Annotated in this window: 11 protein-coding genes and 2 tRNA genes; 12 read left to right on the plus strand and 1 reads right to left on the minus strand. The window is 47.1% G+C overall.

All coding sequences use genetic code 11. From position 1 onward, the window contains the following. The first annotated feature begins 102 nt into the window (after positions 1-102). From WC445_03300 to WC445_03310, 3 genes are all read left to right on the plus strand, one after another. Positions 103-174: transfer RNA gene (locus WC445_03300), tRNA-Arg, on the plus strand. Positions 175-336: 162 nt separating this feature from the next. Further along, a tRNA-Ala gene (locus WC445_03305) sits at positions 337-407 on the plus strand. 132 nt (positions 408-539) lie between these two features. After that, complete coding sequence (locus tag WC445_03310) at positions 540-713, plus strand: hypothetical protein (GenBank protein MFA5128965.1); 174 nt, start codon at positions 540-542, stop codon at positions 711-713. 233 nt (positions 714-946) lie between these two features. Here WC445_03310 and WC445_03315 read toward each other — a convergent pair whose 3' ends face one another. Continuing rightward, positions 947-1,123, minus strand: a complete 177-nt coding sequence (locus WC445_03315) for a hypothetical protein (protein MFA5128966.1) — start codon at positions 1,121-1,123, stop codon at positions 947-949. 526 nt (positions 1,124-1,649) lie between these two features. On the opposite strand from WC445_03315, the gene WC445_03320 reads away from it, so the two are divergent. The 9 genes from WC445_03320 (at position 1,650) to WC445_03360 (ending at position 23,562) form a co-directional block, all read left to right on the plus strand. Further along, a complete protein-coding gene (locus WC445_03320; protein ID MFA5128967.1) occupies positions 1,650-2,327 on the plus strand; it encodes a hypothetical protein in 678 nt (225 codons plus the stop codon). Between the two features lie 56 nt (positions 2,328-2,383). Continuing rightward, entirely contained in the window at positions 2,384-3,469 is a 1,086-nt protein-coding gene (locus WC445_03325) for a hypothetical protein (GenBank protein MFA5128968.1), read from the plus strand. Between the two features lie 69 nt (positions 3,470-3,538). Next, on the plus strand, positions 3,539-4,543 hold the full coding sequence (locus WC445_03330; GenBank protein ID MFA5128969.1) for a hypothetical protein: 1,005 nt from the start codon (positions 3,539-3,541) through the stop codon (positions 4,541-4,543). 165 nt (positions 4,544-4,708) lie between these two features. Continuing rightward, complete coding sequence (locus WC445_03335; protein MFA5128970.1) at positions 4,709-6,973, plus strand: fibronectin type III domain-containing protein; 2,265 nt, start codon at positions 4,709-4,711, stop codon at positions 6,971-6,973. 19 nt (positions 6,974-6,992) lie between these two features. Next, positions 6,993-9,620, plus strand: coding sequence for an Ig-like domain-containing protein (locus WC445_03340; GenBank protein ID MFA5128971.1), 2,628 nt, complete (start codon positions 6,993-6,995; stop codon positions 9,618-9,620). Between the two features lie 62 nt (positions 9,621-9,682). Continuing rightward, complete coding sequence (locus WC445_03345) at positions 9,683-19,138, plus strand: hypothetical protein (protein MFA5128972.1); 9,456 nt, start codon at positions 9,683-9,685, stop codon at positions 19,136-19,138. 224 nt (positions 19,139-19,362) lie between these two features. Then, positions 19,363-21,834: a hypothetical protein gene (locus tag WC445_03350; GenBank protein ID MFA5128973.1), complete on the plus strand. Its 2,472-nt coding sequence runs from the start codon at positions 19,363-19,365 to the stop codon at positions 21,832-21,834. 206 nt (positions 21,835-22,040) lie between these two features. Next, on the plus strand, positions 22,041-22,643 hold the full coding sequence (locus WC445_03355; protein ID MFA5128974.1) for a hypothetical protein: 603 nt from the start codon (positions 22,041-22,043) through the stop codon (positions 22,641-22,643). A gap of 256 nt (positions 22,644-22,899) precedes the next feature. Further along, positions 22,900-23,562 (plus strand): matrixin family metalloprotease, encoded by a 663-nt coding sequence (locus WC445_03360; GenBank protein ID MFA5128975.1) that lies wholly within the window; start codon positions 22,900-22,902, stop codon positions 23,560-23,562. The last annotated feature ends 1,628 nt before the right edge of the window (positions 23,563-25,190 follow it).

The following is a 25,190-nucleotide window of genomic DNA, read 5'->3' on the forward strand; positions in this document are numbered from 1 at the left end:
AAAGAGGAAAAAGCGAGCATTTATATTTTACGACACTTGATTTCTTTTTATTTTAGGGAAAAATAAGAAAATATTTCTATATCTATAAAAATACTATCCCCTGTCCCCGTAGCTCAACGGATAGAGCAAACCCGTCCTAAGGGTGAGATGGGGGTTCAATTCCCTCCGGGGGCATGTAAAACGTCTTTAAGGCAAGTGTTTTTTAATTTTTGTGCACCTATAGTAAAGCGGTATTACGGCTGCACGGCAGCTTATCTAAAATTAAATTTATAAAAAATAGGCATTTATTTTAAATATTTAACGTTTTTTTAAAAAATCAATGATTTGGGTGGACCTGGGCTCATAGTAAAGTGGTATTACGCCGCATTCGCATTGCGGAGGCGGGAGTTCGATTCTCCCTGGGTCCACCTAAATTATTGATACTGGCTATTGCGGAGGCGGGAGTTCGATTCTCCCTGGGGTAAATCTCCTTGGAGCGATTTAGGGAAAATAGCCAAAGATTTCTGAAATCTTAACAAAAGCAGAAGAAGGGGATTAGCTTGGAAGAAGAAAATGTTTTTTGGAGAGATGAAATGGAATTTCCTGATGGTAGAAACGAACAAGTAGATATAAAGATTTGGAAAAGAAAATTTAGTTCAGGGCAAGCTTCAATAGATTTATGGATCTGGCCAAAAGCAAAAAAATATTATCAAAAAAACGAAAAAACGCCCTAAAATAAAGGGCGTTTTTTAAAAATGTTTCACGCTAAACATTTTGTTGCCCGGTGAAACACTTTTAGAGAAACCCATATAACCAGTTTTCTTCTCGCTGTTCAAATTTTTTCTTCCAATCTTCAAATTGAATTTTTTTCATGCCAAAAAGACGGCCTTCAAGCAATGGGATAATTTTTTCATTTATCGTTTTTCTTTTTCTAACCAAAAGTAGGGCATAATGACGATTTTGATGATTATAGATATGTATTGTTTTCCTTTAAATTTAATCCATCACGAACCATTTTAACCAGATCTTTATCCGAGGCGTGCATTTTTAATTGGAAAACGGGAACTTCTTGATTATTTTGTTTTACCCACATAAAAGAACCCTCTCCAACAATTAGACCAGCAATAAAATCGAGTGAAAGCATAATTCATTAAAAATTAATTTATTATGTTTTTTAATTTTATCATAAAATGAGTGACGGAAATTAATTTTTGTGGATAACTGCTGAGAAATTTATTGGTGTAGGAGGAAATAGACGAGTATTGGTGTTGTAAGGATGGGGTGATCCCCGAGGGACGCAGTAGTTAGTATGATTAAAAAGTAAATAATAATCTTAACATTGTGTATATATTAATTTACACATATCCCTTGAACTAAAATTTGTTCACATTTGTAATTGACTTTTTTAAAAAATAATGGTATAATAATAATGTAAATAAGATAATTAATTTAGAAAAGCAACCCGGTTCTTTTATCTATATAATTATCTAAACAATTTAATATTAAGGGAAGTAGAGATTAAGGTTTCTTTCCCAATTAGTACCTAAGTACCCTTGCCCCACGCCAATTTGTGTGGGAGGTGTACTTTGTGCCCTCAGAAGGTACTTGTACCCTTGGAACAGAAATTTTAGTCTTAGGCTTTACCTTGAAATAGGTGATCGACGTTGTTTATGAAAAAAATTTTCATAAAAGTCATTATAATCACTCTTGTTTTTATTTCTCTTGTTGCTTTTTGGAGAGCGCCTCTTAGCTTGGCATTAATGAATTCTGAAAGTTACATTAACTGGATGGATTCTCTAAATTTTGGCGGAGAAGAAACTTCCTTTTCGGCAAGTTATAAAATTCAAGATACCTTGGGGGAAATTGGCACAGGAAAAATAACAAGTACTAGCTACGCTGGCTTAATAGGGTTTCGTCAGGCAGAAGCAGACCCCAAAATGACTTTTGATATTTCTAAAACTTCAATTGATTTTGGTACGTTGACCACAAACGCCGTTTCTTCAGATAGCATCACTATCACAACTACAACTAATGCTGTGAATGGATATGTCACAACAATTCATGAGGAAGAAAATTTAAAAACTGTAGGCGGGGCGGATATTGATGATGTGGCAGACGGAACAGTTTCTCCCGGCGCAGAAGAATATGGGGTTAGAACGTCTGGCGCGGCGGGACAGATGAACGGAGCAGACACGGCTATTACAATTTCTCCACAAGCAGTCGCATTATATAGCAGTTGGGTAAATGGAAGCACAGTGACAGTTACTTTTAAAGCAGCAATTTCCTCGATGACAGCGGCCGGAGCCTATGCCCATTCAGTCACATTGATTTCCACAGGAAGATTTTAAAAAATTATTTATAAAAAAGTTATTTATTAACGATCTGTTCAGCAGATCCTAAAAATATGAAGAACAGAAGTGTCCATAAAAAAATTGTTCAAATCACCGCGGTGAGTATGATTTTGTTCGCCGCTTTTCCGCTTTTGTCAGTGCATGCCGCGGCTATGACGAGTATCACGGACACACTGACTCGTCTAAAAGCCAGTACGGCTGCAAATCATACTATTAAGTTTGTTCAACTTACTGGCGTAGGGGCTGGACAAAAAATAAAAGTCACTTTTCCCACGGGGTTTGCCATGGGTTCAGTAGATTACACGGATGTGGATTTGGCTGTGGGTGACAGTAACAATTGCTCCACGGCATCCTTTACGGACAAAACTTTAGCAGCGGCAGCTTCGGGGGCAACTTGGGGCGCGACTGTTGGCGGGCAAGTTCTCACTTTTGTTTCTGACTCGGATACAATTACTGCCGATAGATGCGTTTTGATTGAAGTGGGAACCAACGCGACGGCAGGAGAAGCCGGCGATCAACAAGTGACAAACTCCACGGCCGGGAACGATAAGCTAATGACTTTAGCCACAACTACGGCAGCCGACGCAGAGATTGATGCAGGCTCTTTGGCTCTCTCAATAATTTCAGATGATCAAGTAACAGTAACAGCCACAGTTAACGCGACTTTTACTTTTGAAATTTCTTCCAACTCTTGCGCCCTGGGGACTCTTTCAACCGCAAATGTCCAGACTTGCAGCGTAACTTTGACTACAAGCACTAATGCTGTTGGCGGCTACACCACCACAGTAGTAGGAACAGCTACGGGCGCTGAATTGATTCACTCTAATTTAACAGATAATATTGATAATGCCACCGGCATAGAGGTTAACGCTGGTTCAGAAGAATTTGGAATTGGCACGAGTGATACGGGTGTTGACATAGTTACTGAATCAGATTGTGCTGGAGCTGACGGCACTATCGTGGCAGACGCGGAATCAATTGATACAATCGGAGACAATACGCCAGCTTCGATGGCAACGGCTTCTGGTCCGGTTTCCTCTGACGCGACAACAGCATGTTTTGCCGCGTCTATCGCGGCAACAACCGTTGCCGGTTCTTATACGGCCACAACGACATTTATTTCCACCGGAACCTTTTAACTTTAAATTATTTTTTAAAATAACAAACAAGTCGCGATAATTTTATTCTCGACCTGTTAGGGGGAAGATATGAAAAAAATTTTTTTCGTGAGTTCGCTTGCCGCTTTAATTTTTGCGTTAGCGCCGATTTCCGTATCTGCCATAACGGTTTCCCCGCCAATCATTGAATTTGACGCGCGGCCAGGAGACACGATTGTTGACACCATTAAATTGTATAACGAAACAAGGGAAGCGCAGACTTTGACTGGCGCAGTACAAAGTTTTAAGGCGTTGAATGAAACTGGAGCGCCAGCCTTTCTTCCTCCTGAAGAATCGACTGATTTGGCGACTTGGCTAAAGCTTGATGAATCTACGGTTTCCTTGGCGGCCGATGAAAGAAAAGATATTTTATTTAGCATCGCCGTTCCCCTCAATGCGGAACCTGGTGGCCACTACGCCGGAATTCTTTGGACACCGGGCGGCTCGACCACGCTTCAAGGAAGCGGCGTTGGCGTTACCATTAAAACCGGAACATTAATTTTAGTCAGAGTCGCGGGGGACATTACTGAGACGGGCAGATTAGTCAGTTTCACGGCAGACAGATCCTCTTATAATTATTTGCCCGCGAATTTTTCTTTTCGTTTTGAAAATTTGGGCAATGTTCACTTAAAACCAGTCGGCGCGATTGAAATTAGTAATTTATTGGGGAGAAAAGTTACATCTCTTCCGGTGAACGGAGATTTATCAAATGTCCTTCCAGAGTCAATTAGAAAATTTGACGCGACTTGGCAGAAAACAGAAGTTCCTCGCGGCGCGTCCGAGTGGCAAAAAGAAAGAGAAAATTTTGCTTGGGGTAAATATACAGCAACTCTCATTTTGGATTACGGGATAGACGGACAAGAAACCACGGCATCGCTTGTCTTTTGGGTTTTTCCATGGCGCGTAACACTTTTCTATCTGGCCATAGCTCTGATCATTATTCTTCTCGTTGTTTTAGGCATCAAAAGTTATAATAAGTGGCTTATCAAAAAATATAGCCAGCAAAATAAACCAGAAGATAATCAGAAAATTGAAGATCAAAAAATTGAAGAGTAATTCAATTATTTCATTGATGTCCTCTGATTTTTCGGAGGACAAAACGAGTTCGTTGAATTTTCAAAAAACAAAAAACAAAAATCAAAAGTCAAAATTTGAATTTTAAAGTTTCACTTTTAATTTTTTGACGTTTGTCTTTTGAGTTTTGAATCTAGAAGGAGGCGCATGAAAAAAATAATCAAAAGAAAAGGCGTCGTAATTTTAATCGCGGTTTTTGTTTTAACTAGCCTTTTTACCATATTTAATAATCAATCGGTCGCCAGCCAGCTTTCTTCAGTGAGCGATACGTTGAGCCGGTTAAAAATTAGCACAGCCGCGAATCATGATATTAGATTCGCGACTCCGACCGGCGTTGACGCCCCAACAGACACAGTCACGATTACTTTTCCGGCAGGTTTTAATCTTGGGACGATTGCTTTCGGCGACATGGATTTGAATGTTGACGCGGCTTGCGACGGTGTTTATGAAATTTCAAAAACTTTAGCGGCCGCTCCGGGGCTAAGTCCAATTTGGGGGGCAGTGGCTGCAGGCCAGATAGTTACTTTAACTGCGCCAACTGATGCCGCAGCTGGAGAAATTGTTGCTGCATCTTGCGTCCAAATTTTGATTGGTACAAACGCGACAGGAGGTGTTAGCCAAATTACAAATCCAGCGAGTATTGGAAGTCACGTAGTTCATATTGGCGGAACTTTTGGGGATTCAAGCAATATTGCCGTGGCCATTGTTACAAATGACCAGATCGGCATTGGCGCGAATGTTAACGCGCCGACCGGAGGAGGCGCGCCGGGTACTGGCGCTACGCCGCCGATTGTTTCAAATATTAGAGTTGTAAATATTTTACAAACTTCAGCCTCTGTTCTTTGGGATACTAACGAGCCCGCTACTTCAAGAGTGAATTATGGCTTGTCTGACAGTTATGGATCTACGGAAACCGGCGATGGCGGCGGGTTGGTAACGAGCCATAGAGTTGATTTATCAGGATTAACCGCAGATTCAATTTATCATTTCCAAATAGTGACGGCCGACGCGGAAGGCGCCACGACTACCACGGCCGATGACATTTTCCAAACTCTTTCAGGTTCAGACATAACTGCTCCCATAATTTCTGACATTCAAGTTATAAATATCACAGAGACTGGAGCGACTATAATTTGGACAACAGACGAACCGGCAAATTCAAAGGTAGAATATGGTTTAACCGACTCATATGAATTAGGCGAAGTAAGCTCCACCGATTTTGCTACTTCTCATAGTTTGGTTATTTCCGGGCTTTTAGGGAATACCACTTATCATTTTCGCGTGACTTCGGCCGATTCCTCCGGCAACGCGGCGGTTTCCGGCGATGATACTTTTACGACTTTAGCCCCACCCGACTCGGATCCTCCCATTATTTCAAATATCAGAGTTATCAATATTACTGAAACGTCGGCAACTGTGACCTGGGAAACGAATGAACGGTCTACTTCTCGCGTGAGATATGGGCTAACCGGAGCGTATACCACGGGAAATATTTTTTCTGCCGATTTAGTAACAACACACAGCATCAATTTAATTTCTCTGACTCGCAGCACGCTTTATCATTTTGAAGTTTCTTCATCTGACGGGTCCGGAAACACGGCAACTTCGGGTGATCAGATTTTTACCACTTTGCCGGACGCCGTCCCTCCAGCTAATGTTACGGATTTCACGGCGGTCCCAACCGCGGATTTAACAATTCTTTTGAACTGGGTTAATCCAACTGACCCAGACTTTGGCGGAGTTTTGATAAAACGAAGTTTTACAACTTATCCAACAAATCCGGCTGAGGGCGAAATAGTCTTTGATGGGGTGGCTACTTCATTTGAAGATACTGGTATTACTTCCGCAAATTATAATCAGCCAATTTATTATACAGCTTTTGCTTATGACGCGGCCGGAAATTTTGCTTCAGGAGCAATGGCAGAAGCAACAATTTCAGTTGAGATTACTTTGGACATTAAAGCTTGGCCGGAAAAAAGATGGCCGCGGAGCGGGAATTGGTCAACAATAGGTTTGGTTGATTTAAGGGAACCAATAACCGGAACTATCGCAGATGAAGGATCGGTTACAACTTCTTCTCTTGGGCAGGGCGCGGTTCAGTTTACTTCAATTTCCGGCGGAAATTATGACATAGGTTTTAAAGGTCTATCTCATTTACGAAAAATTTTGCGCGACATACCGCTTTCTAACGGCGTAAATTCAGTGGACTTTACCTTAGGAAATATTTTTTATCTTTTAGCCGGAGATGTTCATCGTTCATCTGATAATATGGTAAACGCCCTGGATATTTCCACCCTTTTAGGTGCGCTATCCACGGGAAACGAAGTTACTGATTTAAATCGTGATACTGGCGTCAACTCTTTGGACATTAATATTTTGTTGGCGAACCTGATGAGAGTAGGGGACAATTAATTAAGTATCTATATATTGTATGAGGAGGATAATTTGTACAATCGCCGCAATCGGATTTAGTTTTCTTCTCGGCCATTTTGCGCTCGCCGCTCGTTTTGAATTGTCTCCGGCTTCCACGGGGTTTATTATTGGTTGTGATTCGGCGGTGAATATTGAAATAGATACCGCAGGAGAAACCTCTGACGCCGCTAATATTTTAATTCGTTATAATCCCGCGCAAATTGAAATCCGCGACGCTAATCCATCAGCAAGCGGAATCCAAATAAGAAATGGCAACGCTTACGAAGCCTATGCTGATAATATTGTTTTGCCGGGGGAAGGGTTGATCCGCCTGACGGGATTTTCTTTTTTAGAACAACTCACGGGCAGAGCCACTTTTGGCACAATTATTTTTCGTCCGAGAGCAGGTGCGGTTGGCACTGCGTTGACCGTAGAATATGTTGCCGGCAGCACGATTGATAGTAACATTGCCGAATATTTGACAAGTGACGATCTTTTGACCGGCGTGACAAATGGTTCTTACACCTTTAGCGGCGGTTCTTGCGTGGCTGATGTTACGCCACCGAGCGTGTTAAACCCCGATCCAACGCCGGACGAACGCGACGTACCCCTTGATACAAATGTTATTTTTGATATTCGTGACAGTCAGTCAGGAGTTGATTTGGATAGTTTAACGGTAAACGTGGATGGTATAATTTACACGCGAGGAGGAATAAATAGATTTTCTTTTGTCGGGACTCCGGAGTCATACGCCGTGGCGATAAATCCGGACACAGATTTTACTCCGGGTGTGCCAGTACTTGTGGAAATAAACGCGGCAGATTTATCCGGAAATAGGATGACGCCTTATCGCTATATTTTTAATCAGCCAGCTGCCCCACCGCCCGAGCCGCCGTCTTGCGAAGCGCTTGGGTGTATTTCACCAGCCACTTGCACGGCCGAGCCTGTTTTGCCAGAAGAAATTACTGAAGAGCCGACCGTTCCGGAGTCACAGAGGTTAAATCTTGGAGATTTTTCATTTTATATTGCCGACGGAACCCTTCAAATTTATCCAAATAGAAATGATGAGCTTACGACTTTACAAAATTCACCACTTATAATTTCTATTTCAGAAAATAAATTTCCTCGAGAGGTGGAAAGAATAGTTTTAACCTTAAATAGTTTTTCTTACCTTTTGGGTTATAATGAAATTTCCGACGCACGGCAAACGACAATCCAAACGCCCTCTACTGCGGGAAAATTATCAAGCGTGATTTTAGTTGATTATAAAGATGGCTCTCATGACAGAATTCTTGGAACGCTTTCGCTTTTGTCGCGCGGTTTTATTTGGCAGGGAACAGCAGCAAATAAATTGTCCGGCGCCAAGGTGACGCTTTATGAGAGCACGGCGGGTTCCAGAGTTTGGGATGCCACTCCTTATCATCAAATCAATCCACAAATAACGGACGCTTCTGGTCAGTTCGCTTTCCTGGTTCCGCCGGGGCGATATTATTTACTTGTCCAAAAGGACGACTACCGTGATCAAACCACATCGGTTTTTGAAATAGCAAACAACGTTGTTAATCAAAGTGTAGAAATTCTTATAAAACCGCCGTCGCTTTCCGAAGTTTGGAACCCCGAAGGGCCGATTACTGAAAATATCCAGAATGTTGCGAAAAATTTAGGAGAAAAAACAATTTACGCCTCTGAGATTGTCCGCAAAGATGTTTTGGACAATCCTGAAGTAGAAAAAAATAATGAAAGTATTGCCGTGCCGACCGTAGCCGCGGTCGCGATCGTAAGTTATGGAACAGCAATTTCTCTTGGCTCGCTTTTACCATTTTTACAATTGATTTTTACCCAGCCGCTTCTCCTTCTTTTCCCAAAACGAAGAAAAGGTTGGGGCATTGTTTATCATTCTTTATCAAAAATGCCGGTTGATCTGGCAATAGTTCGTTTGTATGAAAAAGTGACAAACCGCCTGGTCCAAACTCGCGTCACGGATAAGGAAGGCCGTTTTGCTTTCTTTGTCCAGCCGGGTCAATATTTTATCAAGGTTGTTAAACCAAATTTTGCTTTCCCGTCCAATTTTGTAAAAGATATAAAAGAAGATGTTAAATATTTAGATATTTATCACGGCGAAGAAATTACGGTGACGGAAAAAAATACGCTCGTGACGCCGAACATTCCGATTGATCCGGTAGAGGGCACAGCTAAACCTGATAAAAAAATTGTTCTCGCGCATTTTGGAAGAAAGGCACAAAACATCATCGCGCCGCTCGGCATTCTTGCTGCTGCTATTTCGGTTTTAATTTCGCCGCAACTTTGGATGGTCGCGGTTCTGGCTGGCCACTGCCTTCTGTACGCACTTTTTAGACGTTTGGCCAGAAGCAAAAAACCAAAGAGCTGGGGCATTGTTTACGAAAATCAAACAAAGGCGCCGGTGGGGCTCACAGTGGCAAGAATTTTTGAAACGGAATACAATAAGCTTTTGGAAACTCAAGTTACGGACGGTCGCGGGCGATATTCGTTCTTGGTTGGCAATAATGCTTATTATGTGACATTCAGCAAGCCTGGCTTTGCGCCGAAACGGACTGAGACGATTGATCTTCGCGGGAGAAAAGAAGGCGCGGCCGTAGGGTTGGATGTGGGGTTGGATAAAGTATAGGAAATAGGAAAAACAAAAAACAAAAAAGTTAAAACAGAAAGCAAAAACAAAAAGTACCCAATATGTTTAGTTCAGGAGAAGAAAAACCGAATATTAGAATACCATCCCAAGGCGGAACCAACTTGACTCTGTTGGTGTTTGTCTTGGGTATTTTGTCATTAACAAGTATTGGGATAATGACGCTTTCTGTTGTGAAACAACTCCGGCCAACAGCTTTTACGGCGATTAATAAGCAATTAAACTATCAAGGTAAATTACAAAATAGCGGAGGGATTACGGTGGCGGATGGTAATTACTTAATGAAGTTTTCTATTTATGATGCGGCTTCCGGTGGGTCGCGGCTTTGGACAGAATGTGGGACGACCGGTACGCCGACTGCCCGTACAGTCGCGGTCGCGAACGGGGTTTTTTCCGTAATGCTTGGCGATACAAATTCCGATTCTTGTCCGGGTGGAACCGATTCAAACGCCATCAATTTAGATTTTAATAGTGATAGTTATTATCTTGGTCTAACCGTGGAATCGGATGCGGAAATGGAACCAAGAAAAAGAGTTGGCGCTTCGGGCTACGCTTTCAACGCCGATTTATTGGATGGACTTAACACTTCCGCCGCCGGCGGTTCGTTCGCTTTTGTGCCGGTGACAGACGGAAGCGGACATTTAACTTTGACGCAAAATTTAACTTTGGGTGGAGTGATGAAGGCGAGTGACGGCGCTGTCGGCGCTCCGAGCTATACATTTACAAGCGACCTTGATACGGGGCTTTACTATTCAGCAACACAAATAAATGTTGGTGTTGGCGGAGCAGCGGTGGCAAACGTAAGTGCTTCAGGATTAGCCGTAGACACGGTCAAAACTTTAACCGCAACAACATTAACTTTAAAAGGTACTGTTGCCGACGGTGGAACTGCGGTTGGTGCAACAATTGGTTCCAACAATACTCTTTCCACTGCCGGGGCGAAACTTGTTAGTTTTGTAAATAACACTACCGAAAAAGCATATATTGATAAAGACGGCGTGGGGTATTTTTCTGGTGGAAATTTTTCCGGCCTCTCTGCTTCATCCGCGGTCTATACTGACGCTTCAAAAAATTTAACTTCAACTGCTCCGACTTCCGGCTCAATCGGATACTGGTCTCGCACGAGCACAACTTTGTCTCCGGCGACGGCGAATGATGTTGTCGCAGTTACTGGTAATTCCGGAGATCTCTTAACTTTAACTTCAACTGCCACGGGTGCGGACAACAAGGCTTTAAACATTGCCGCCTCTGGCGCGACAACTGGCACAGACTACGGCGCATACATTTCAAACACCGGCGCGGGGACAACAAATGTGGGCCTCTATGTCACGGCCTCTGGTGCGGTGACAAATAATTACGCCGCGATTTTCGCCGCAGGAAATGTTGGTGTTGGTATAACTTCGCCGGCTTACACTCTTGATGTTTCCTCATCGGGTACGAGAGCAGTTAATGCTATCACATCAAACAATAGCGGTTATGCAATTTACGGAACAGCTTCCGCCACCGGCGCAGTCACAAACTATGGTGTTTACGGCGCGACGGCTGGTGATAGTGGCCGCGGCGTTTATGGTACTGCTTCAGCCACTGGCGCAGTCACAAACTACGGCGGATATTTTTCTTCCGCGGGAAATAGTGGCCGCGGCGTTTATGGTACTGCTTCTGCTACCGGCGCAGTCACAAACTACGGCGGTCTTTTTTACGCAGCAGGAAATACCGGGTATGGTGTTTATGGTCACGCTACGGCTACCGGCGCAGTAGGTAATACAGGAGGTTATTTTAGGGCTGACGGAGGTAGTGGCGTTGGCGTAACAGGCACAGCCCCAACCACCGGCGCAGTCACAAACTACGGCGGATATTTTTCTTCCGCGGGAAATAGCGGTCGAGGTATTTCAGCAGTCGCCACGGCCACTGGCGCGGTTACAAACATAGGCGGTGCTTTTTCCTCTGCTGGCGACACAGGCATTGGCGTGCAGGGCTCGGCAACGGGTAGTGGAGGTGTAAATTACGGTGTGTATGGTACCACATCTTCCGCTACCGGCTGGGGTGGTTATTTTTCCGGCGGGCTTGGTTTGTATGCCTCTGCAGCTCGCATCAATTCTCTTACCGCCTCCTCTGCAGTTTACACTGATGCCTCAAAAAATTTAACTTCAACAGCTCCGACTTCCGGCGCGCTTGGATATTGGTCTCGCACAGGCACGGTTTTAAGCCCAACAACTTCTGGCGATACTGCTACAGTGGCGGGGTTGAACGTTAATTTTGGTCCAATCACCAATGCTTACGTCGCCATTAACCCCTGGTATCAAAATTCTATTGGTTCCGCAAATGGCATAGGTCTTCCAATGAATCGTTTGCTTGGTTCCAATACCGGCCGCCACACAGTCACAACTACTGGTTTTTCCGGCGGAACTAGTGTTTTATACGACAGTTTTTATGATTCCGCGGCAATAATTCCTTATGGGGGAACCGGTACGGTGGAAGTTGACTTTAATCCCCAAATGGGATGGACAGATAATACGGCAAGTCCGAGTTTTACCTACGAGAATGGTATGCTCGTGATGAGTTTTTATTACACTTATTTTCCGACTAATATTACGGTGGAAATGTATCATTATAATTCCGTCTCGCTCGTGGATGAGTGGACTACAATTTATACCACGGCAAGCAATAATAAAAATCCGTTAATTGTTAATACATCACCGACAATTACTTATATTAAAAAGATCAAATTTACTTTTTCCGGTGGTGGTGACCCGGGTTTGGGCATAAGAATTGCTGAGCTAGAATGGTTCCCAACTCGTGAAAGTTCGGCGAATCAGTTGGCCGTTATCCCAAAATATTATAATCAGAACATGGATGTTTCTTGGACGAATTTGAATATGAAAAAGACGACTGATTGGAGCACGACCGCGACAATTTCAAATGCCGGGGCCGCGTACTTTGTCGGACCAGTCGGCATTAATGATACTTCCGCGGACGCATCTTTAGAGGTTGTCAATGACGGTTCGGGAGATTCGTTCTTGGTCGCCGACACAAACGACGGCGACACTACGCCATTTGTTATTCAGGCGGACGGAGATGTTGGCATTGGTACGGCGGCTCCGGTTAGTTTGTTACATTTAGTAAAAGATTCAACTTATAACAGTGAAAATACGGGAGCTATTAAAATAACAGACTCAACTTTGACTGACACAGGTCTTATTATAGGAACGGATGCGACTAATGATATTGGTTACATTCAATCCCTAGACCCCGGAACGAGTTATACAACTCGGCCATTGATATTAAATCCAAACGGGGGTTATGTCGGCATCAGTGATATTTCTCCCGCTGCGCTTTTTACTGTTGGTAGTGGCGACCTTTTTCAGGTTAATTCTTCCGGCGCTATCGCCGCGGCAACGGGCATTATTTCCAGCGGCACAATTCAGTTTACTGGCCTCACGGCTTCTTCCGCCGTCTACACTGACGCTTCAAAAAATTTAACTTCCACCGCTCCGACTTCCGGCGCGATCGGATATTGGTCTCGGAGCGGAACAACTTTATCTCCGGCAACGGCCAACGATGTTGTTTCAGTTTCGGGTACCGGCGCGATCGCGATTACCGGGACAAGTTCGGCAGCTGGTGGATATGGTATTTACGGCACTGCCACAGACGCAACAGCAGTAGCAAATTACGGCGGATATTTTATAGCCGCAGGAACGGGGAGCGGCACAGCAGGTGTTTACGGCGAATCTACAGCGACAGGCGGTTTTAGTCCATTTTATGGTGGTTATTTTACCGCGGCTGGTAATCTTGGAGTCGGTGTCCAGGGCGTGGCTACGGCCACAGCCTTTGCTACAAATTATGGCGTTTACGGTCAGGCTGATGGAGATACGGGCGTTGGTGTTAGGGGTTTAGCCAGCGGGACTGAGGGGATAAATTACGGCGGTTATTTTTGGTCAAATGGTCCGGGCGGCTATGGAGTTTATGGCCGGGCTAACTCTGGTACGGGTACAACTTATGGTGTTTATGGCGAAGTCATTTCTTCAAGCGGTTGGGCGGGATATTTTGACGGCGGGCTTGGTTTGTACGCTTCCGCGGCGAGAATAGATTCTCTCTCTGCCTCCTCCGCCGTCTACACTGACGCTTCAAAAAATTTAACTTCCACCGCTCCGACTTCCGGCGCGATCGGATATTGGTCTCGGAGCGGAACAACTTTATCTCCGGCAACGGCCAACGATGTTGTTTCAGTTTCGGGTACCGGCGCGATCGCGATTACCGGGACAAGTTCGGCAGCTGGTGGATATGGTATTTACGGCACTGCCACAGACGCAACAGCAGTAGCAAATTACGGCGGATATTTTACCGCGGCTGGGACAGGCACTTTGACTGCCGGAGTGTATGGTGAAGTTACTGCCACAGCGGACAATATTGCCGGAGTTTACGGGAAAGCCACCAACACTGGCGCTTACATAAATTACGGCGGCGCGTTTTTTGCCAATGGTGAAAATGGTCGTGGTGTTTATGGCGAGGCGGTTTCCAATGCCGCAGCTACAAATTATGGAGGGTACTTTGTCGGCGGCGGCACAGCTGCCAACACAGCTGGCGTTTACGGACAGGCGACAAATACTGGCGCGGTAGCGAACTACGGTGGGTATTTTTTGGCGGAAGGTACGGGTTCTGCCGCGGCTGGCATCTATGGCGAAGCTTCTGGCGCCGGCTCGGTTTATGGTGTTCAAGGAGCTGCAACTGATACTGGTGCAGTAGCAAACTATGGCGGATATTTTACCGCAGCAGGAACAGTAACTGGAGCAACCGGGGTTTATGGCGAAGCAAGTGGCGCAACAAATTTAGCATTGGGTGTTCATGGAGTTGCTTCAGCCACTGGCGCAGTCACAAACTACGGCGGTGTGTTTACCGGTGCCGGCAATACGGGACGCGGCGTTTATGGCGAAGCCACGGCCACCGGCGCTTACACAAACTACGGCGTTTATGGCATGGCTGTTGGCGATACTGGCAGGGCTGTTTATGGAACGGCCCAGGCCACTACTAGCGCAGTGAATTATGGAGGTTATTTTGTGACGCACGGAGATGGCACTTTTGCAGCTGGTGCTTATGGCGAAGCTTCTGGCGCCGGCTCGGTTTTCGGCGTTATTGGTTATGCTTCAAACAGCGGCGCGGTCACAAATACTGGCGGAGCATTTACGGCCAACGGTGAAACTGGCCGGGGCGTTTATGGCCAGGCTTCAAATTCTGCTGCCACTGTAAACTATGGTGGTTATTTTATAGCAGATGGTGCAGGCGCAGGAACAGCTGGTGTTCGTGGCATTGCAAACGGAGGGGCCGCAGTGTATGGCGTCTATGGTTCTACTATAAGTGCGAATACTGGTGCAAGCGGTGTCTATGGCGAGGCTTCTGGCGCGGCCAGCGAGGTTATTGGCGTTCAGGGCGCAGCATCCAGTTCTGGCGCAGTAGCAAATTACGGCGGATATTTTGCTGCATTTGGGTCGGGTACTGGTGCAAGTGGTGTTTATGGCTTAGCCACGGCTGTTGGTATAGTCTATGGCGTTCAGGGGCGAGCGTCGGCTGTTGATAATGCTACAAGTTATGGTGGATATTTTACAACAGAAGGATATACCGGTCGCGGTGTTTACGGTTACGCTGAGTACATCGGCGCCACAGTAAACTACGGCGGTTATTTTGAAGCAAATGGTGCAGGCGCGGGCACAGCCGGCGTGCGCGGTATTGCAAATGCTAATGCCGCTGTTTACGGCGTCTATGGTTCAACCTCTGGCCAAGCTTCTGGCGCAGTTGGTGTCTATGGCTTGGCTTCTGCTGCAGCAGATGTTATTGGCGTCCAAGGCGCAGCAACAAGTGCCGGCGCTTATGAAAACTACGGCGGATATTTTTATGCTGCGGGTAATTCGGGTAGGGGTGTTTATGGAACGGCAGTAGCCTCAGGCGCGGTTACAAACTACGGTGGATATTTTCAGGCAAGTGGTAATTCCGGCAGCGCTGTCTATGGATTAGCATCTGCCACTGGCGCAGTCACAAACTACGGCGGGAATTTTCGGGCTGATGGAGATTTAGGTATTGCTGTTTCTGGTTGGGCTTCTGCAAGTAGCGCAACAGCGAATTATGGTGGGAAATTTTTAGCAGGGGGTACGGGAGGAGCATATGGGGTATATGGCGAAGCAACTGGCCTTTCGGGTACAAATTATGGTGTTTATGGGAAAGGTTCAGTAGGTGTTTATGGTTATGTTAGCGCAACGCAGTATGGTTATTTAGGGGATTCCACCTACGGCGTTTATGGCCGCGGTACAATTGGTGTTTATGGAACAGACGGGACTAGATATGGACAATTGGGGTATGCTTCGGCAGGTGTTTATGGAACAGACGGGACTAGATATGGACAATTGGGTACGGGAAGTTATGGTGTTTATGGTTATTATGACGCCACGCATTCAGGCTATATTGGTGGCGCGAGTTATGGAATTTACGGAACCGGTGCTGATGGCGAGGGGGTGCACGGCGAAGCAACGACTGGTTATGGCGTTCGCGGTAATGCAACAACCGGTTATGGTACGTCAGGATTTTTGTCTGGTGAAACGGGACGAGCAGTTTGGGGTTCTGCTTACAACGCGAGCGGTACAACAACTTATGGTGGATATTTTAGTTCGTCCGGCACTTCTGGTTATGGTGTTTATGCGGAAGCAACTGCGAAAAGCACTGTTTATGGTGTTTACGGGGTTGCTTCAGATGCAGGAGCGGGCACAAGTTACGGAGGGTATTTCACATCTGCTGGCACGACAGGCCGCGCAGTTTACGGCTCAGCCTCAACTACTGGAGCAACAACAGCTTATGGCGGTTATTTTACATCTGCTAGTGATTACGGTCGTGGTGTTTATGGTGAGGCTACTGATACTGCCGCAGTTCAAAATTATGGCGGTTATTTCTCCGCCGCGGGCGGGGCGGGCATTGGCGTTTATGGTGTAGCTTCTGCCGCAAGTACTGTTTATGGCGGCTATTTTGAAGCTACGAATACAGGAGCTGTGACAAATTACGGCGTTTATGGGAAAGCCGCCGGAGACACCGGTTATGGAGTTAGGGGTGAGGCTTCTGACACGGGCGCGGTAGCAAATTATGGCGGATATTTTTCCGCAGCTGGAACAGGTGGCGGAGTGGGTATTTACGGGTCCGCGACGGGCGCTTCTGGTACAAACTATGGAGTCTACGGCGCGGTGACTTCAGCCGCTGGCTGGGCAGGGTATTTTACCGGGGGCTATGGTTTGTATGTCAGCGGTTCAGCTAGTCAAATGACCGGTGCCGCTTCTGGCCCGACTTTAACGGTTGCTGCAACCTCCGTCTCCGCAAATAATATTGCTTTAAAAGTTACTTGGGCTGACAGTTATCTCACAACCACCGACGGCGGCCCTTTAAAAATCGTTTCCACAACTGACACCGGTTTTACCACTACGGGTGATGCCGCGACCAGACGCGTTGGTTTAATCCAGGTTGACGCGAATGTTACTTCAGCCTCAAGCGGAAATTTTATTGCCTTTAACTCTGATGTTAATGGCACTCCGGACGCAGAATTCAGGGTGTCAATGGCTGGTGCGACTTATGCTGATGGCGCTTATTCATCGGCTGGCGCTGACTTAGCCGAAGTTTTTGATGTGAGTGATTTATCTTTATCTTTGGGAGATTTGGTGGTGGTTGACAATGTTACTGGTAAACTTAAAAAATCATCCGCTGCTTATGAAGAAGGATTAGTTGGGATCGTGACTGATGCGACAATGGCAGCTTTTATCGGCGGAGATTCAGATGGTGACCTCGGCCCGGATCAAAGAGTTATTACTTTAATTGGTAGAATGTCTTTGACAAAAGTTAATGATGAAAATGGCACAATTAATCCGGGAGATTTGTTAACGTCTTCATCAATGCCTGGCGTAGCAATGAAAGCCACAAAACCCGGTTCGGTGATTGGTCGGGCATTAGCGTCATGGAGCGGCCCGGGGCAAGGAACGATTGAAGTTTATGTTAATCAAAAATGGCATTCAGGCGGAACGATTACTACTGATGGCACGATTTCTTTTTTCAATGATGATTTTACTTTCAATAAAACAGAAACAGCGACAGAAATTATTCAGGGTTATAACTCCAAAGGTTTAACTTTTCGCGGTTCTGGTTGGGATGGCGCTACGGCGCAAAATGTGGAAATGAAAATTAATAATGTTGTCGCGAGCGCGTCAAATTACAAATTAGCAGTTTTAAATAATGCAGGGCAGGAAGTTGCTTATCTTGATCAGGCCGGCGCGTTTGGTCTTTCCGGGAAATTTTATCCGGCCTCGCCAACAGGCGCGCAAACCGATGCTTACATTTTCTATCGTAACAATCGCATAAGAACGAACGCCGCTGGATGGGCGACAGGCTCGTTTGATTTTGCCGAAATGTTCTTATCGCACGAATTGCTTGAGGCTGGAGACGTGGTTGTGTTAGACGAGGCGACAAATGAGTATGTAAAAAAATCAACCACTACTTATAATAATATGGCGCTCGGCATTGTTTCTACTGAGCCGGGATTTTTAGCCGGAGCCAATGTTGATTTTGACGACCCTTCGGCCGATCAAGGTTATCCGATCGCCCTGGCTGGCCGCGTGCCGACAAAAGTTTCTGCGGAAAACGGTCCGATTCGGCCTGGCGACTTTTTAACAACTTCCGCGACGCCTGGCGTGGCCATGAAAGCGACTGAGTCGGGTTTGATTATTGGAACAGCGCTTGAAAGTTTTGATGGCCCTGGTGTTGGTTTAGTGAAAGTTTTCGTTAATCTCTCTTGGTATAACGTTATGGGGGAGACGACGCCAGTCGGAGAATTGGCACAGCTCACACTTACTGGTGATTTAAATATGAATGGCAATTATATTTTAAATGTCGGGAAGATTGTTGGGTTGGATGAAAAATGGAGCATTGATGAAAATGGTATCTTGAAAGTAAAATTAATTGCTGAGGACGCGGGCGAGAAAGAGATGTTTGGAGTAACTTCAGATAAAGTAGAATTAACTTTGTCCGGATCTTCGCGGTTGGAGAACGGAACAAAGATGATTGATCTAAGTTTACTTGACCCAGAGTTTATCAAACATATTTCCGCGGAGACTGCTCTAAAAATAATTGTGACATTAACCGAACCGGCTAACGGCGTCTATGTCGCGGAAAAAACTGCTTATAGTTTCCGAGTAGCGGAATTGAATGCCGGAACTTCTGACGCGGCCTTTGATTGGATTGTGATTGCGAGACGAAAGGGCTACGAAGATCCGCCAACAACACCCGCGCCAAGCGAACCAGCGCCGTCTGCTCCAAGCGAACCCCCACCAAGCGAACCAGCGCCAGAAACTCCTCCTTCTGAACCAGCTCCGTCAGAGCCTGTGCCAACTGAGCCAACTCCAGAAGTTCCTCCAGTAGAATCTGCCCCAAGTGAACCGGCACCGTCTGAACCGGCGCCAAGTGAGCCAGCGCCAGCGCCGTAGTGGTTATTAAAAATTGTAAACGAGTTGTGCCTTCGGGTACGGGCCATAACTCGTATATAATAGCAGCTCCCCACCGCAAGGTGAGGAGTTGTTGTATTTATTGATTTTTTATAAATCAACTGATTAAAATTATTTAATTTTTGTGGTATAATTAAAAAGGAAGAGGTTGGGGAAAGAAGCAGATCCCTAACTTTGAATATCTATCTCCTAATATTTATAATTGTATGTTTGATTCAATTCAAAACAGTCACCCTCATAAACAAAATGGCAGGAATAAAAATTCTTTGCGCCCGTTAGTTTTAATCTTGGGATTTTTTGCTATTGCGAGCCTTGGCGTTATTGGTTTTGCTTTGTTGCAAAAATGGAGTCCTCCAGTTTCTGCCGCGCCGGGAATTTATAAAGTTTTAAATTACCAAGGAAAGCTGGAGGACTCTGGCGGCATTACCGTGGCTGATGGAGCGTATAATATAAAATTTACGATTTATAATGCCCCCGCGGGCAATGTTGTCCTTTGGACCGCGCGTGAATCAGACGCTTGCGGCGCTCCTTTTAATCCTTCGGCAAAATCAGTCACAACTTCGCTTGGTATTTTTTCCACTCAACTTGGCGAGTCGGGTGATTGTCCAATAAATTTAGATTTTAATGATGATTCATATTATCTTGGCATAACTGTTGGCGCGGATTCGGAAATGACGCCGAGAAAAAGAATCGGGGCAGCTGGGTATGCTTTTAACGCGGATTTAATGGATGGTCTGGATTCTTCTGAAATTGGAGGCGCAACTGCTTTTGTTCCGGTAACAGATTCAAGCGGGAATTTTGTTTTAACTGGCAATGTTACTTTTGATACAAATACTTTTTTTCTTGATTCCACAAATGACAATATTGGAATTGGTACGGCCGCCCCGGATACTGATCGGACCGTAGATTTAACGACTGCTAAAAAATACGGAGTTTATTCCGTGACAAGTTCGGCGGCAAAGAACACTGTAGCAGTTTATGGTCAGTCAACTGATGCAACTAACAATACTAGATACGGTGGATATTTTACTGCGGCAGGTGGCGGAGGTCGAGGCGTTTTTGGTGAGGCTTCAGAGTCAGGAAATCCAATGATTGCAAATTATGGCGGTTATTTTACCTCGGCGGGAGATTGGGGGTTGGGCGTTTATGGAGAAGCTTCTGCGAGCGGTTTGGGGACAAGTAATACGGGGGGATCTTTTACTGCGGCGGGAGACACTGGTTACGGAGTTAGAGGTGTAGCTTCCGGGACAGCCGGGGTAAATTATGGTGGCTATTTTATATCATACGGGCCCGGCGGATATGGAGTTTATAGCTGGGCGAATGATACCAGCGCCGCGGCGAATTACGGAGGGTATTTCCGGGCTAGCGGCCAAGGCGGATATGGAGTTTATGGTATAGCATCAGATACGACTGCCACGGCTAATTACGGTGGATATTTCACCGCGGCTGGCACAGGTGCTTTATCAAGCGGTGTCTATGGTGAGGCATCTGGTTCTGGAACCGTTATAGGTGTGAGGGGATATGCCCCAGATCTTACTGCAGGAGTTACAAACTACGGCGGTTATTTTTCCGCCCAAGGCGGCACAGCCCAAGCTGTTTTTGGTGATGCTACAAATACCGGAGCCGAAATAAATTACGGTGGTTATTTTACTGCGCGCGGTTCAGGGGCTGGAACATCAGGAGTCTATGCCGAGGCAAGCGGGGCAGCATCTGTTTACGGCGTCTATGGGCTTGCTTCCGATAGTACTGCGGTTACAAACTATGGTGGATATTTTACCGCGGCTGGCACAGGCGCGGGCACAAGCGGTGTTTACGGTTTAGCCTCGGGAGCAGCTAGCGTTTACGGTGTTAGAGGCGAGGCCCCGGCTACTGGCGCGGTACAAAATTTTGGTGGATATTTCACCGCGGCTGGCGATACAGCCATAGCGGTTTATGGTGCGGCTACGGCCATAGCTGGAGCAAGTAATATGGGAGGATTTTTTAAAGCAGACGGCAACGCAGCTGATTCCTACGGCGTTTATGCCCTTGCTAGTGGATCCGGAAACAATTATGGTATTTTTGCCTCAACCCTTTCTGTGACTGGTTGGGCAGGATTTTTTAATGGAGGCCGAGGAATTTATGCTTATCGTTTTTCAATCAACGACGGAATTACGGCGGTTGATTATAACACAATTGGTCCAGCACTCGCAGGCCATACCGGCGGAGGAGAAATTACAGATCAGAACGATCTTTTTATCAATGGTAGCTTGGAAGTTGACGGAGAGGCCTGGCTTGATGGCGGTCATACTGACTTAGCGGAAATGGTTGCTTACAGCGGCGAGGGCGAGGCTGGTGATGTTATTGTCATTGATGATCAAAATGATAATTCGGCAAAACTTGCAACCAAACCTTATGATCAAAGTGTTCTTGGGATTATCTCTACCAAGCCAAGTTTAATTATCACAGGCGACATTAGAGAGGGAAAACTTTTGGCCGTCGCTGGCCGCGTGCCGACAAAAGTAACAAATATCAATGGTATGATTCATCGTGGAGATTTGCTGACAACCTCTTTGATCCCTGGCCACGCCATGAAAGCGACTGCGCCAGGTCCGATTGTTGGTAAAGCTTTGGGTGAATGCAACGAGGGTCAGTGTGTTATTTGGGTTTTTCTAAATGTGAGTTGGTACGGTGGGATATAAAAATTTTAGTGATTTAAATAAAATCCCGCCCCAAGGCGGGGTTTTTATTTGGCGGCACAGTTGACAAAGAGGTAAAATTATGCTATTATAAATTGTAAAATTAGAGGTGGAGATTAGGCGAGATTTGTTTTAAAACAAGCCAATTTCGGGTGATCTTCACTTTTCGAAGAACCGTCTCGGCAGCGCCGAGACAAGGAGTTTGACAAATGAAGACAACGATGATCGCGGTGTTCGTTTCCCTGTTCGTGGTTGGGTGCTACGGGAGCTACCAGAACTACGGTACGGACGATGTGGCGCTCGAGACCTGCGAAGTGCGAGTGACGACGAACGCGACGAACGCTTCCGTCACGGTGGACGGCGTCGCGGTCGGCAGCGTGGCGGAACTCGCGATGGGCGAGCACACCTTCGCCGCTACGGCTCCCGGTTATTTTCCGGCGAGCGTAGTGGTGGGGGTGGACGAGGCGTGCGCCCCGGTTGCGCTTCAGCTTTTCCCCGACCTGAATGGAGACTACGATCTTGTGCTGCATAACACGCTCTACGATCGTCTCCTGCTGCACCTCGACCAGGACGAGGAAGGAAATCTCGTCGGCTACGACTGGTACGCCGACGACCCGGGACACAGCTTCCAGGAATTCACCGGCACTGTTTCGTTCGATGGAGAGGTTTATCTCCTCTCGGACGATTCGGTTCGGCTGAGTCTTTCGGGGCAGTGGACTCCGCCGAGAATTGGCGGCGTCTCTCGGATCGTCGGCACCTGGACTTCCGCCGCGGGCGGCGACGGAGAGTGGCTCGCCGAGTCGCGACCGTAGCGTCGACTGCGCTCGAACCGGCATCTGGCAGAAATCGTGAAGAACGATTCTCTGTCAGGTGCCGGTCTTTTTATTAAGGGCGAAATTTTTCTTGGTTTAAACGAGATTGACAAAAGGGTAAAAATGTGTTATTATAAATTGTAAAATTAAAGGTGGAGATTAGGTGAAAAAGCCTTACTGCTAAAACTTTTTCAGGTAATTTTCACTTTTTGTGAATAGCCGTCCCGCAAGACTGCGGGCAAGGGAGGGGTTAACAATGAAGGCGACGATCGCAATGTGCGCAATGAGCGTGGCGCTCACGGGCTGCCTTGGCATGGAGCTCGGCAATCCCGAGCCGTTTGAGTTCAGTCTTTCGACTGACTGGAGCAACCCGGAAGACGAGGTGCTCCGCGAGGCGGCTGAGATTTGGGAAAGGATGACCTGCCTGGACCTCTTCAATGACCAGGGCTACGAACCGCACGACGGGGGTTGGACTCGACCGAAGTTGAACGATCACAAGGATGTGGTCTATCCGTTTTCCCAGATCGATACCACACCCGACATCGAAGACTACCTTGAGATGACAGGCGGGTTTGCCGGTTACTTCTGCGGCGACATCCTGATCATGCGGGGGGCGTATCTGCGCTCCGTGGACGATCAGATTTGTTTTTACAGCAGAGAGGGCGATCCTTCTCGTTGCTTGTCCGAAGAGGAGGCAAGGGAGGACTTTGTCTTCCAGTTCAATCTAGAGTTGGTCAAGAGAACCGCCATCCATGAATTCGGGCACGCGCTCGGTCTGGATCACAACGACTCCGCTCCTTCTGTGATGGGTACAGATGCATCTCCGCCCGAGTTCTATTCGGTAGAACCAACGGCGGCGGACATCGACAACCTCTGTCGACTGTACGACTGTCCGGCGGATTGTCCAACGCGACCATGAGCTCGAACCGGCATCTGGCAGAAATCGTGAAGAACGATTCTCTGCCAGGTGCCGGTCTTTTTATTTTGTTTTAATTTAAAATTTACAAAGATCCACTTGACTTTTAAGACATAATATATATATATGATAACGGCAGAACTGGTCGGCTAAAGGAAAGCCGAGCCGAGGAGGAGAAAGAAGATGAAGGAGAAAATCGGAAAGTTCATGGGATTCTTTTTGACCGTCTTCGTGGCGGCCACGATGTTCGCCTACGCCGCGTGCGGTGATGATGACGAGACGGCCAGGATCTGCGACCCCGGCTCGACGCAGGATTGCTCCTGCGGCGGCGGACGGACCGGTTACCAGATTTGCGATTACACCGGTCTCGCCTGGGGCACCTGCGAGTGTGACTGCGTCCCCAACTGCACCGGCCGCGAATGTGGCTCGGATGGTTGCGGTGGCTCGTGCGGATCGTGTTCGGGTTCCGAGATATGTACTCCTGGCGGGGTCTGCGATACGACTGCGCCGAACTGTCCGGCAGATCGCGATTGCACCGGCCGTGAGTGCGGACCTGATCCGGTCTGCGGTACTTCCTGCGGCACGTGCTCGGGATCCGAGACGTGCAATGCGTCGGGTAGATGCGATTGCACCCCCAACTGCTCCGGCCGTGAATGCGGCTCGGATGGCTGCGGAGGTTCTTGCGGTTCGTGCTCGGGATCCGAGACGTGCAATGCGTCGGGTACGTGTGTCCCAGGCACGGATCCGTGTTCATCGAGCTCCTCATGTTCGGCGTGTACGCCGCGAGGTGGATGCGGCTGGTGCCAGTCGACGGGAGTTTGCGTTTCGGGTATTAGTTCCGGACCAACAAGCGGAACCTGCGGTGACTGGCGTTGGACCCCAGGCGACTGTTGCACCCCCAACTGCTCCGGCCGTGAATGCGGCTCGGATGGCTGCGGAGGTTCTTGCGGTTCGTGCTCGGGATCCGAGACGTGCAATTCTTCAGGAAGGTGTGAATCCACGGTGTCCTGCGGAAACGGGCGTTGCGATTCGGGCGAAACGTGCGCTACGTGTCCGGCCGACTGCGGCGCTGGCGACGGATGTCTCCCTGGTTCTTCAGGGCCGTGTTCTAACTCGTGTGGAGCAGGCACGCGTATCTGCGACTCCAGTTGCCGGTGGGGAACTTGCGTTGTTTCTTCTGGCAGCGCCACGGTCCGGGTCACAGACGCAACTTGGGTTTACCAGGCGTACCCGACAGTGAACAACTGCCACTCAGCTGTCCTATGGGTCGGCGTGAATCCAACGGACTTCCGGTATTACTACTCGTTCTTTGCACTCAATACGAGTGATCTTGACGCAATTCCGTCAGGCGCGGTCGCGACCATCACGAGCGCGAATTTACGGTTGCGCGTCCGGGATCGTCTAGGAGCAGCGCCAACGCTTGGTGTCTATCAAGTTACGTCTTCCTATTCGTGTGCGGCGACCACATACCGCAGCATGCCGTCGTTTTCTCTACCTGCATATGCTACGTGGCTTGCCAACCAGTCATCTGGGTCGTGGGTTTCGGTGCCTATTGTGGGATTCATTGAGTACGTGCGTTCAGCTGCTGTTGTCAATCCGACCTTGGCGTTGGGGATAGGCACCGGCGACAT

Source organism: Patescibacteria group bacterium (assembly GCA_041650995.1).
Lineage (GTDB): Bacteria > Patescibacteriota > Patescibacteriia > XYB2-FULL-38-15 > XYB2-FULL-38-15 > JAHIRI01.